The organism is Micromonospora sp. CMU55-4, assembly GCF_011602315.1.
Lineage (GTDB): Bacteria > Actinomycetota > Actinomycetes > Mycobacteriales > Micromonosporaceae > Micromonospora > Micromonospora chalcea.
The window spans coordinates 45,465-57,769 of the sequence record NZ_JAAOLH010000012.1; the positions used below are offsets into that span (position 1 = coordinate 45,465).

Genomic DNA, 12,305 nt, shown 5'->3' on the forward strand with positions numbered 1-12,305 from the left:
GGACCGTGATCGTTGGCGGTGAGCGGTGTTCGTGTCGGTCGCGGTAGATCCACCGAGAATCCACACGTCCGAACACAAACAGCCGGTGGCGCTTGAAGCTACCCCTTGGCGCGGCGCTGTCAAGAGGGCAAAAAGGCGACGCCGTTGGTGGTAAGGCAGGGCAAAGAGCCGGTAAACGTTGGAACTTCAGTCGATGTTGGAAAGTGTTGACTTGGGTGCTGTTCGGGGGGCAACCTCTGCTGTCATGCGGAACTGGCACGGCGAGGGCATCTGGTACGGCGCCGACTACAACCCGGAGCAGTGGCCCGAGCAGACGTGGACCGAGGACGTCGAACTCATGCGACGGGCCGGCGTCAATCTGGTCTCGGTCGGCATCTTCTCCTGGGCCCTGCTGGAGCCCACCCCCGGTCGGTACGTCTTCGACTGGCTGGACCGGGCGATCGACCTGCTGCACGACGGCGGCATCAGCGTCGACCTGGCCACCGCCACCGCCAGCCCGCCACCGTGGCTGGCGCACCGGCACCCGGAGACGCTGCCCCGCCGCGCCGACGGCACGGTGCTCTGGCCCGGCGGCCGGCAGGCGTACTGCCCCAGCTCGCCGGTGTTCCGGGACCACTCGCTCGCCCTGGTCGAGGCGGTCGCCCGGCGGTACGCGCGGCACCCCGCCGTCGTGCTCTGGCACGTCTCCAACGAACTCGGCTGCCACAACGTGCACTGCTACTGCGACGTCAGCGCCGAGGCGTTCCGCGGCTGGCTGCGCGAGCGCTACGGCGACCTCGACTCACTCAACGCCGCCTGGGGCACCGCGTTCTGGAGCCAGCGCTACCACGACTGGGCCGAGATCAACCCGCCGCGTACCGCGCCGACGTTCGCCAACCCCACCCAGCAGCTGGACTTCCTGCGGTTCTCCTCCGACGAGCAGCGCGCCCAGCTGCGCGCCGAGCGGGAACTGCTGAACCGGCTCGTCCCGCAGCCGGTCACCACGAACTTCATGATCGGCACCGGCATCAAGTACCTGGACTACCACTCCTGGGCCGCCGACGTGGACGTGGTCGCCAACGACCACTACCTCACCGCCGCCGACCCGCAGCCACAGGTCAACCTGGCGCTCGCGGCCGACCACACCCGGGGCGTGGCGGGCGGCGCGCCCTGGCTGCTGATGGAGCACTCCACCAGCGCCGTCAACTGGCAGCCCCGCAACGTGGCCAAGACACCCGGTCAGATGCGCCGCAACAGCCTCGCCCACGTCGCGCGCGGCGCCGACGGCGTGCTGTTCTTCCAGTGGCGGGCCTCCCGGGCCGGCGCGGAGAAGTTCCACTCCGCGCTGGTGCCGCACGCCGGCCCGGACACCAAGGTGTTCCGCGAGGTCTGCCGGCTCGGCGCCGACCTGCGCGCGCTCGCCGAGGTACGCGGCAGCCGCGTCGACGCCGACGTGGCCATCCTCTTCGACTACGAGGCGTGGTGGGGCGCCGAACTCGACTCCCACCCGAGCGTCGACGTCACCTACACCGACCGGTTGTCCGCGCTGCACGCCGCGCTCTGGCGGGCCGGGATCACCGCCGACGTGGTGCACCCCTCGGCCGACCTGTCCCGCTACCGGCTCGTCGTGGTTCCCACGCTCTACCTCGTCCGCGACGCCGACGCCGACGCGCTGCGCCGGTTCGTGGAGGCCGGCGGCACCGCTGTGGTCACCTACTTCAGCGGCATCGTCGACGAGCACGACCACATCCGGCTCGGCGGCTACCCCGGCGCGTACCGCGACCTGCTCGGCGTACACGTCGAGGAGTTCTTCCCGCTGCGGGCCGGCGAGACGGTACGCCTCGACGACGGCGCCCGCGCCGACGTGTGGACCGAGTGGCTGCACGCCGAGGGCGCGGAGGTGCTGGCCGCGTACGCCGACGGGCCCCTGCCCGGCGTGCCGGCGCTGACCCGCAACACCGTCGGCGCGGGCGCGGCCTGGTACGTCGGCACCCGGCTCGACGACGAGGCCACCGACCGGCTGGTGGCCCGGTTGCTGGCCGAGACCGGCGTCCGGCCGCCGGTGAGCGCGCCGACCGGGGTGGAGGTGGTCCGCCGCCGCGCGGAGGACCGGAGCTGGCTCTTCCTGATCAACCACACCACCGAGCCGGTACGGTTGCCGGTCACCGGCGTCGAGCTGCTCGGCGGCGCCCGCTGCGACGGCGAGCTGGAGGTGCCGGCGGGGGAGGTGGCGGTGGTCCGCGAGGAGCCCGCGCCGGCGCCCGTGAGCGCCTGACCGCAACCCTGCCGTTCGCGCCGATGGAGGTCCACATGCTCGCCCAGCAACGGCAGAGCGCCATCCTGGAGTTGATCCGCCAGAGTGGCGGCGTCCGGGTCAGTCACCTGGTCAGCCGCTTCGGGGTGTCCGACATGACGATCCGCCGCGACCTGGAGGTGCTGGCCGAACGCGGCCTGATCGACAAGGTGCACGGCGGCGCGACGCTCGCCGGTCCCGGCTCCACCGAGGAGCCCGGCTTCGCCGCCAAGTCGGTCCGCCAGCAGGCCGAGAAACGCGCCATCGTGGAGCGGGCCGCCGGCCTGGTCGAACCGGGGATGGCGGTGGCGCTGTCCGCCGGCACCACCACCGCCGCGCTGGCCGCGCGGCTGGCCGAGGTACGCGGGATCACTGTGGTCACCAACTCGATACCGGTGGCCGACGCGCTCTACCAGAACCCCCGCGCCGATCAGACAGTCGTGCTGACCGGCGGCATCCGTACCCCGTCGGACGCGCTGACCGGCCCGGTCGCCGAGGCGGCGATAGCCGCGCTCAACGTCGACCTGCTCTTCCTCGGCGTGCACGGGATGAGCCCGCGTACCGGGTTCACCACGCCGAACCTGCTGGAGGCGGCGGTGAACCGGCGGCTGATCGGTTCCGCCCGGCGGCTGGTGGTGCTGGCCGACCACACCAAGTGGGAGACGATCGGCATCGCCACCATCGCGCCGCTGGAGGAGGCCGACATGCTGATCACCGACAGCGGCCTGTTGCCGGAGGCCCGACGCCAACTCGGCGAGCAGGTCGGCGAACTGGTGGTGGTCCGGGCGGACTGACAGCCGGCCCGCCGTCGGCTACCCTCTGCCCTCGCCATGACCGACGGGGGAGACAACATGGACGGTGATCGTCAGTACGCCGAGGCGCCAGCCCAGCCGGCAGGCCCGCAGCAGGCGAGACCCGGCAGGCGGAAGATCCTGCTCGGCGTGCTCGCCGCGCTGCTCGTCTGCGGCGGTCTCTGCGGCGTCGGTCAGCTCATCACCAACGTGGTCAACCAGGACGACTGGGAGGGCCTCGGCCGCCCGGTGACGTCACCGGCGGTGCCCGAGTCGCCGAAACCGACCTGGCCCAAGCCCAACCTCCTCTACGGCCGACCCGATCCGGGCATCCGGCACACGCTGGAGCAGAACGTGCTCGACTCCGCCGGTGTGCTGAAGCCGATGACGAGCTCCTGCGACAACAAGGGATTCACCGGCGAACACGCGGCGACGTTCGACTGCACAGTCACGTACGCCGGACTCGACGTGGTCTACACGGTCGTCGCCACACCGTCGGGCTCCCAGCTCTTCAAGTGGACGGCGACCGCCGAGCGGACGGTGGTCACCCGGGACGGGCTGCTCGCCCTGTTCCACCGCCAGTACACGAGCGACAACCGCTGGAGCGACCTGCGGTGCGACGAGTTCCCGGAGGTCGCGCTGGTGCCGGTCGGCAAACCCCTGCCGCAGTTCTGCTACGCGAAACTCGACGACCGGATCAAGACCAGCCGGATCCGTATCACCCCCGACGCCGACAGCCCGCCGACGCTGGAGACCGAGCACCAGGAGGAGGGCCTGTGATCCGGTGCGCCTCACAGCCACTTCTCAGTCGCGGCATTTAGGGTGCCCTGACGAAGCGTCCGACGGTCCATGTCGGAATGCAGTTCAGCGGGAGTGACCGATGGTCTTCAAGAAGATGTTGAGCGCGTTCGGCGTGGGCGGTCCGAGCGTCGACACGGTGCTCACCAACCCGAACACCCGGCCCGGGCTGACCCTGGACGGTCACGTCAACCTGGTCGGCGGCGACAGCCCGGCGCGGATCGAGCAGATCAACCTCGGCCTGGTCACCCGCGTCGAGATCGAGAGCGGCAACCACGAGTACGCGGGCGTCATGGAGTTCCACCGGCTGCCCGTCAGCGGCGCGTTCGATCTGGCGCCGAAGCAGCAACTGTCGATCCCGTTCCAGATGCCGGTGCCGTGGGAGACCCCGATCACCGACGTCTACGGTCAGCGCCTGCACGGCATGACCATGGGCCTGCGTACCGAGCTGGCGGTGGCCCGCGCCGTCGACAAGTCCGACCTGGACCAGGTGTCGGTGCACCCGCTGCCGGTCCACGAGCGCATCCTGGAGGCGTTCCAGGCGCTCGGTTTCCGGTTCAAGCACGCCGACCTGGAGCGCGGGCACATCTACGGCGTGCCGCAGACGCTGCCGTTCTACCAGGAGATCGAGTTCTTCGCCGCGCCGCAGTACGCGCAGACCGTCACCGAGGTCGAGCTGACGTTCGTGACCAGCCCGCAGGGCGTCGAGGTGATCCTGGAGTGCGACAAGCGGGGCGGCTTCCTCAGCCCCGGGCACGACGTGATCGGCCGCTACTCGGTCCCGCACACCGACGCCGCCCGTACCGACTGGGTGCAGGTCGTCGACGGCTGGCTGCGGGAGACCACCGGCCGCTACGGCAGCATGCGCGCCCAGGGCTTCGGCATGCCGCACCACGGCGGCCACGGCTACCCGGGTCACCACGGCTACGCCGGCCACGGGCGGCGCGGCCCGGGCATGGGCGGCGTCATCGCGGGCGCCGCGCTGGGCGTCGCCGGCGGCATGATCGCCGGCGAGATGCTCGACGACGCCTTCGACGGCGGCGGCGACGACTTCGGGGACTTTGGCGAGGAGTGAGCAGACGCGACGACGCCCCCGGGACGGATCCCGGGGGCGTCGCCGTTCGCGCGGCGTCGGATCAACGTCCGCGGCGCTCCTTGCCGGATCGGCGCGCGCTGCCCGCCTTCGACAGGCCACGGCTGACCAGGTACGCGCCGGTCAGCGCGGTCAGGTACCACCAGGCCTGGTTCGGGTTGTTGATGTTCAGGCCGTTGGCGGTGGTGCCCTTCCAGAACGCGGCGATCACCACGAGCGCGACCGCTGCGGCGTACACCCAGAACTCGGTGGTCAGGAACGCCTGCTTCGTCTCCGTACCCGGGGACGGCATGTTCTCCCGGTGACCGTCGTGCATCGACGGCATGTGCCGGGTCGACGTGTCCTGCATGCTCGACCGGTTCTGGACGTCGGACATCGGCCGGTTCATCGGCCTGGTGGATGCAGCCTGCGTGCTCATCTGGTCCTCCTCAGGATTTGATGAGTCGTTAACCTGCACACCCTCGCCCCGCTACCGCAGGTCGGCCACGGCGCGGTTCGCGCTCTGTGGCGGGGGCACCCTGGGTCTACCCGAGGCCGGAGACAAGGTAACCGCCGGTCGCCGTCGAATGGCCACCACGCTCGGCCTCTCAGCCGGAACCGGACACGAAGGCGCACACCGGTCCTCCCGCCGCCGGTTCCGGTTTCAGCCACCCACCCTCGGGCACGCAACACCGATACCCCGAGAGAGCTGCGAGGTGGTTGACGTGCGTGAGGACGACATGCGGCAGGACGCCGCCCGGCGGGCCGAGCAGCGGGTCGCCGGCGGCGTGTACGGCGACGGCGCGCTGGACGAGATCACCGTGCCGCAGACCGACGTGGAACGGATGCGGCAGGAACTCGACCCGGACGACCCGGCGGACGTACCCGTCGACCCGACGGTGCTGCGCGACGGCGGACCGACCCGGGGTCAGGGCGCGGTGACCACGACCGGTGGCACGGCCGGCCCGGCCAGTGTGCGCCGGTTGGCCCGGCAGCCCGAGAAGCACCCGGGCAAGGTGGCCCCGACGACGACCGGGGACGCGGGTACGGGTGGCCTGAGCACCCCGGCCGGTGGCTCCACGAGCGACAATTCGGCCACCGGCGCGCAGGTGGGCAACTTCACCAACAATCGCCCCAATCCGGGCTGACCGAGGCAGCACGGCAAGGGCGGGGGCGGCCTCCGGCCACCCCCGCCCTCGCGCACCCGCGTCTTGACTACGCCACTTCGCCGAAGTGGCGTGGTCAGCACGGCCATGATGTAGCAACTTCCCCGTTCTGGTGCGAGGGTCGCCAGTTCGGCGGGGTGGTGTGGTCGGGGCGGGTGTGATGCAGCAACTTCCCCGATCTGGTGCGCGTGACCGCCACTCCGGCGAACTGGCGCGAACAGGCCACCCGGACACACGCCCCCGTCCGCCGCCCCCAAGCCCGCACTCGCCGATCTTGCACTTCCGACCCGAAAAATGTCCGTTTGATGGCGCTTTTCCGGGGCCGCAACTCCATGATCGCCGAGCGGGGCGAGGGGCGAGAGTGGGCACGGCGGGACATGGGGCAGCACGTGCTCGACCCCGTCGATCATGAAGTTGGCGGCCGACTTGGAGATCGACAAGGCCGCCAACTTCATGATCAACGGGGCGGAGGCGGAGGCGGTCAGGGGGTGCGGAGGATGCCGAGGCGCTGGGTGGCTCTTGTCAGGGCCACGTAGAGGTCGCTGTGGCCCCTCGGGGACTCGGACACGATGCGGCCCGGGTCGACCACCAGCACCGAGTCGAACTCCAGGCCCTTGGCCTGCTCGGTGGTCAGCACCACCACCCGGTTCGCCAGCTCGGGCTGCTCACCCACTGTCGCCTCCGGCAGCGCCGCCACCACCGCGCCGCCCAGCTCGTCCACCCGCCCGGTGGGCACCAGCACGCCGAGCCGCCCGTCGCCGAGCGACGCGGCCTCCCGGGCGGTCGCCTCGACCAGTTCGGTCACGAGGCGGTCCGCCGGCACGGTCCGGTCCCACGGCGGTACGCCGGTGGCGCGTACCGAGCGGGGTGGCCGCAGCGCCCTGTCGATCTCGGCGAGCACGTCGGCGGCGACCGCCATGATCTCGGCCGGGGTGCGGTAGCTGACCGTGAGCTCCTCCAGCCGCCACCGGTCCGCCACGTACGGCGCCAGCGCCTCGCCCCACGACGGCGTGCCGGCGAGCGCGCCGGTCTGCGCCACGTCGCCGACGATCGTCATGGACCGGCTGGGGCAGCGGCGCATCAGCAGCCGCCACGCCATCGGCGACAGCTCCTGCGCCTCGTCCACGATGACGTGCCCGAACGCCCAGGTCCGGTCGGCGGCGGCGCGCTGGGCGGTGGTGAGCCGGTCGGACTCCTCCTGCCGTTCGGAGAGTCGGTCGGCGTCGATCAGGTCGGTGACGCCGAGGATCTCGCCGCCGTCTGCCTCGTCCTCGACGTCGATGGAGCGGGAGCCGCGCCAGATCTCCAGCACGCCCTCGGCGTACTCGCGTTCCAGCGCCCGGATCCGCTCCCGCCGGGCGACGGCGGCGCGTTCGTCCTCGCCGAGCAGTTCGGCGGCCTCGTCCAGCAGCGGTACGTCGGCGGGTGTCCAGCCGCCCGGCTCGCGGTGCAGCGCGGCCCGTTCGGCGTCGGTGAGCATGGGCGCGGCGGTGGCGATCCGCTCCGGCGAGGCGTACAGGTCGGCGAGCAGGCGTTGCGGGGTGAGCACCGGCCACAGCTCGTCCAGCGCGGCCCGGATCTCCGGCTCCTCGCGCAGTTCGCGGCGGATCTCCGCGCGGTCGGCCTCGGAGAGCAGGTTCTCCCCGCCGAGCGGGTCGGCGCCGATCCGCTCGGCCACCTGGTCGGCGAGCGCGTGCACGATTTCCACGTCGAACAGGGCGCGGGCCAGGTTGTGCGGGCGGCCGGTGCGGCGTACCCGGTCGCGGGCCTGCCGCACGGTGTCCGGGTCGAGCGTCAGCACCTCCCGTTGCGGCAGTTCGATGGTGACCGGCTCGTCGGGCACCCACTGCCGGTCGCGGACCGCGGCGGCGAGCACGTCGGCCAGCACCGCGCGGCCTTTCAGCGCCGCGGTGGTGGCGGGTTCCGCGCGGCGCGCGTGCACGCCGGGGAACAGGTCTGCCTGGGTACGCAGCAGCACGCCGGTCTCGGCCAGTGTGGGCAGCACCTGGGAGATGTAGCGCAGGAACGTGGCGTTCGGGCCGACCAGCAGCACGCCTCGGGTGGAGAGCTGCTGGCGGTGGGTGTAGAGCAGGTACGCGGCGCGGTGCAGCGCCACCGCGGTCTTGCCGGTGCCGGGCCCGCCCTGCACCACCATGACGCCGGGCAGGTCGGCGCGGATGATCCGGTCCTGTTCGGCCTGGATGGTCTCGACGATGTCGCGCATCCGGCCGGTGCGCCCGGCGTTGAGCGCGGCGAGCAGTGACGCCTCGCCGGTCAGTTCCTCGTGGGCGGTGGGGGAGGCGGCGGTGATGTCCAGCACCTCGTCGTTGAGCCCGGTCACCTTCCGGTCGCGGGTACGCAGGTGCCGGCGGCGGCGTACGCCCTGCGGGTTGGCGGCGGTGGCCAGGTAGAACGGGCGGGCGGCGGGGGCGCGCCAGTCCATCAGCAGCGGGTCGTAGTCGCCGGAGGAGTCGAAGATCCCGATCCGGCCGATGTAGCGGACCGCGCCGTCGTCGCCGTCGAGGCGGCCGAAGCACAGGCCGCTCTCCACGGCGGAGAACTGCTCGACCTGGTCGGCGTACATCGCCACGGTCGAGTCGCGCTGGGAGCGGGCCTGCTGCGTGCCGCCGGTGTGACGCAACTCCTCGTCGAGCCGCCGGGCGGCCTGTTCCCGCATGCCGTCCAGCCGGTCGTACAGCATCGAGACGTATTCCTGCTCGCGGCCGATCTCGTCGTCCTGGCGCAGGTCAGCCGACACGTCGGAGTGCGTTGACAATCCGGCTCCTCATTGACTAAAATTGCCGCAGGAATGGCATTCAGAAGCCATTCCTTTTTTGTGCCTGAACTGAGAAAGATAGCGCGTCGGCCGCCACCCGACCAAGCCCGGACACGACTCGGGGCCCGGTCGACGTCAGCCGACCGGGCCCCGGGCACGGCGATTCTCAGCCCTTGGCCGCCTGGTAGAGCCGCTCCGGCGTGACCAGACCGGCGATCACCCGGCCGTCGTCGGTCAGCAGCACGCTGAACAGCTTGCCGCTGAGCAGCCGGCCGCTGCCCCAGTCGCCGCTGACCTTCGGCAGGTCACCGAGCACCTGGGCGAGCATCTGGGCGTCCGGCGCGTCCGCGCCGGGCTTCGCGCCGTCGCCGGTCGCCGCATCGCCGATCTTGGCGACCACCACGGTGGTCCAGCCGGTGCCGACGGTACGCACGTCCGGCTTCTCGGCGTCCTTGCGGTCGAACCGCTTGCCCGCCGGTCCGGGCCGCTCGCCCTCGGTCGCCTCGGTGACCTTCACGCCGGGCGGCGGGTTGAACCGGAACTGGTCGGCCTCCGGCGTGCGGAAGTCGACCTGGGTGAACGCCACCTGGAACGCGGGCTCGTCCTGCCCGTCGGCGAGCACCTGCAGACGCAGCGGCACGTGCTCCTTCGCGTCCAGCGCGATCCGGACCTGGTGGACCAGGGACGCCTTGTCGCGCGGCGTGAGCACCAGCTCGTACGCGTCCCGCCCGGCGACTGTGGCGGTGCGGCCGACGGTGACCGCGGTGGTCGGGTCGATCGCCTCCAGCGCCCGGTCCGCGGCGTCGGCCGGGGTGGCCGGCACGGTGGCCCGGTCCGGCGCGTCGGCCGGCAGCACCCGGTGCGTGGCGGTGTTCTCCCGGCTGTTCCAGGTCCACACGTCGCGGCCGTTGCGCAGGATGTCCTGCTCGCCGAGCGTGTCGACCAGCGCGAGCCGTTGCCGGTCCTCGCCGCCGTACCAGACGCGCAGCGTGTGCGTACCGGAGACCAGGCCGGCCAGGTCGTTGCCGGCGGCCCGGCCGGCGAGCGCGGCGATCGGCGGCAGGCCGAGGTCGGCGCGCTGCACCACGGTGCCGGAGAGCCCGTCCAGGCGGGACGTGCGCAGGTCTTCCAGGAGCTGGGCGGCGCTGCGCGGCGGCAGCGCCGGGTCGGCGCCGGCGGCGAACGTGCCGACGGCGGCGCCACCGCCGATCACGGCGACCCCCGCGGTCACCGGGACCAGCCAGCGCAGCACGGCGCGGTTCTTCATCACGGACATAGTGTGCACCTCCTGCGCACCATGCTGCGCGAGCGTCGCTGTGACCACGCTGAGGAGATCCCCTACGGGTGACCCCATGGTGGCACCCTGGACCGGTGCGGTTGCTGGTGGTGGAGGACGAGACGCGGCTCGCGGCGGCGCTGCGCCGTGGTCTGTCGGCGGAGGGTTTCGCGGTGGACGTGGCGGCGACCGGCCCGGCCGGGCTGGACGCGGCCCGGCACGGCGAGTACGACGCGATGATCCTCGACGTGATGCTGCCCGGCCTGTCCGGCTACGAGGTGGTGCGCCGGCTGCGCGCCGAGCAGCGCTGGCTGCCGGTGCTGATGCTGTCGGCCAAGGACGGCGAGTACGACCAGGCCGACGGCCTGGACTGCGGCGCCGACGACTACCTGACCAAACCCTTCTCGTACGTGGTGCTGCTGGCCCGGCTGCGGGCGCTGCTGCGTCGCGGCGCGCCCCGCCGGCCGACCGTGCTCACCGTCGGCGACCTGCGCCTCGATCCGGCCCGCCGCCGGGTCACCCGGGCCGACGCCGAGGTGGTGCTGACCAGTCGCGAGTACGCGCTGCTGGACTATCTGATGCGCCGCCCCGGCGAGGTGGTCTCCAAGACCGAGCTGCTGGACCACGTCTGGGACGCCTCGGTCGACACCGCCCCGAACGCGGTGGAGGTCTACGTCGGCTACCTGCGCCGCAAGATCGGCCGGGAACGGCTGGAGACGGTACGCGGCGCGGGCTACCGGCTGGCCACGTGAGCCGCTGGGTACGCGGGCCGCTGCCGCGCCTCGGCCTGCGGGCCCGGCTGCTCGCGCTGGGTGTGCTGGGGCTGGCGGTCGGGTTCGCGTTCGGCGGGACGCTGCTGGTCGGCGCGCTGGGCTGGACGCTGCAGCGCTCGGTGGACGAGGAGGCGCTGCGTACCGCCGACGCGGTGGCGCTGCTCACCGCCGAGGACGCGCTGCCGGACCCGCTGCCGGTGGCCGGCGGGCAGTTGCGGGTGCAGGTGGTCGACGTTCAGGGCCGGATCCGGGCCGCCTCGATCGACGCGGACCGCCTGGTGCCGATGCTCGGCCCGGACGAGCTGCGGCCCGGGCAGCGGCAGCGGCTGGTGGTGGACGGGCGGCGCGCCGGCATGCCCGGCCCGGTCCGGGTGGTCACGGTGCCGGCCGGCACGCCGCAGGAGCCGCGTACGGTGCTGGTCGCCAAGTCGCTCACCGACGTGCGGCACAGCCTGCGCGTGGTCCGCAACCTGCTGCTGGTGGGCTTCCCGCTGCTGGTGGCCGGGCTCGGGGTGGTGGCCTGGCGGGTGGTGGGCGCGACGCTGCGACCGGTCGAGCAGTTGCGCAGCGGCGCCGCCGAGATCACCGGCCGGGCCGGGGCGGAGCGGCTGCCCGTACCGGCCGGGCAGGACGAGATCCACCGGCTCGCGGTCACGCTCAACGACATGCTGGACCGGCTGGCCGCGTCCCGGGACCGGCAGCGGGCGTTCGTCGCCGACGCCGCGCACGAGCTGCGCAGCCCGCTGACGAACATGCGTACCGAGCTGGAGGTGGCGCGGCGGCTCGGCGACGACACCGACTGGCCGGCGGTCGCCGACGACCTGCTAGCCGACACCGAGCGGCTCAGCCGCCTGGTGGACGACCTGCTGCTGCTGGCCCGGCTGGACGAGCAGGACGCCCGCCCGGCGCCGGTGGGCCCGGTGGAGCTGGGCGAGCTGGCGCGCGCGGTGGCGGCCCGCTACCCGTCGCCGCCGCTGCGGCTGACGCTCCCGGACGGGCCGCTGTGGGTCGAGGGGGACGCGGGGGAGTTGCGCCGTGTGCTGGTGAACCTGGTGGACAACGCGCTGCGGCACGCGCGTACCGGCGTGGAGCTGGCCGTGAGCGGGCCGGACGGGGCGTACCACCTGGTCACGGTGACCGACGACGGGCCGGGCGTCCCGGCGGCGGACCGGGAGCGGGTGTTCGCCCGGTTCACCCGGCTGGACGACGCGCGGGCCCGCGACGCGGGCGGCGCGGGCCTGGGCCTGGCGATCGTGCGTGAGCTGGTGCGCCGGGCCGGCGGCGCGGTGGAGCTGGCCGACGCGACGCCGGGCGCCGCCGCGCCGGGGCTGCGGGCGACGGTACGGCTGCCCGCGCTGGCCGAGCCGGACCCGGAGTGAGC

At 72.8% G+C, this 12,305-nt stretch carries 10 protein-coding genes; 7 read left to right on the top strand and 3 right to left on the bottom strand.

Annotated features, from left to right (window positions below; translation table 11 throughout):
* Positions 1-244: 244 nt before the first annotated feature.
* The 4 genes from HA073_RS20725 (at position 245) to HA073_RS20740 (ending at position 4,936) form a co-directional block, all read left to right on the top strand.
* Complete coding sequence (locus HA073_RS20725; RefSeq protein WP_166457088.1) at positions 245-2,254, top strand: beta-galactosidase; 2,010 nt, start codon at positions 245-247, stop codon at positions 2,252-2,254.
* A 35-nt stretch (positions 2,255-2,289) separates the two neighbouring features.
* On the top strand, positions 2,290-3,066 hold the full coding sequence (locus HA073_RS20730) for a DeoR/GlpR family DNA-binding transcription regulator (RefSeq protein ID WP_030501763.1): 777 nt from the start codon (positions 2,290-2,292) through the stop codon (positions 3,064-3,066).
* Between the two features lie 57 nt (positions 3,067-3,123).
* Entirely contained in the window at positions 3,124-3,843 is a 720-nt protein-coding gene (locus HA073_RS20735) for a hypothetical protein (protein ID WP_104114909.1), read from the top strand.
* A gap of 100 nt (positions 3,844-3,943) precedes the next feature.
* Complete coding sequence (locus tag HA073_RS20740) at positions 3,944-4,936, top strand: sporulation protein (RefSeq protein WP_104114908.1); 993 nt, start codon at positions 3,944-3,946, stop codon at positions 4,934-4,936.
* A 61-nt stretch (positions 4,937-4,997) separates the two neighbouring features.
* Here the strand turns inward: HA073_RS20740 and HA073_RS20745 are convergent, their stop codons facing one another.
* Positions 4,998-5,372 carry a hypothetical protein gene (locus HA073_RS20745; RefSeq protein WP_043325541.1) on the bottom strand — a complete coding sequence of 125 codons (375 nt, stop codon included), beginning with the start codon at positions 5,370-5,372 and terminating at the stop codon, positions 4,998-5,000.
* 286 nt (positions 5,373-5,658) lie between these two features.
* On the opposite strand from HA073_RS20745, the gene HA073_RS20750 reads away from it, so the two are divergent.
* The gene (locus tag HA073_RS20750; protein WP_043325539.1) at positions 5,659-6,081 is read left to right on the top strand and encodes a hypothetical protein; all 423 of its coding nucleotides are present in this window, start codon (positions 5,659-5,661) and stop codon (positions 6,079-6,081) included.
* 499 nt (positions 6,082-6,580) lie between these two features.
* Here HA073_RS20750 and HA073_RS20755 read toward each other — a convergent pair whose 3' ends face one another.
* Both HA073_RS20755 and HA073_RS20760 read right to left on the bottom strand, forming a co-directional pair.
* Positions 6,581-8,800, bottom strand: a complete 2,220-nt coding sequence (locus HA073_RS20755; RefSeq protein ID WP_240925874.1) for an AAA family ATPase — start codon at positions 8,798-8,800, stop codon at positions 6,581-6,583.
* 241 nt (positions 8,801-9,041) lie between these two features.
* Entirely contained in the window at positions 9,042-10,151 is a 1,110-nt protein-coding gene (locus HA073_RS20760; RefSeq protein WP_166457090.1) for a sigma-E factor regulatory protein RseB domain-containing protein, read from the bottom strand.
* Between the two features lie 95 nt (positions 10,152-10,246).
* Between HA073_RS20760 and HA073_RS20765 the strand changes: the two genes are divergently transcribed.
* Both HA073_RS20765 and HA073_RS20770 read left to right on the top strand, forming a co-directional pair.
* Complete coding sequence (locus tag HA073_RS20765; protein ID WP_043325535.1) at positions 10,247-10,903, top strand: response regulator transcription factor; 657 nt, start codon at positions 10,247-10,249, stop codon at positions 10,901-10,903.
* Entirely contained in the window at positions 10,900-12,303 is a 1,404-nt protein-coding gene (locus tag HA073_RS20770) for a cell wall metabolism sensor histidine kinase WalK (protein WP_166457091.1), read from the top strand. Before HA073_RS20765 ends, HA073_RS20770 begins: the two co-directional genes overlap by 4 nt.
* The last annotated feature ends 2 nt before the right edge of the window (positions 12,304-12,305 follow it).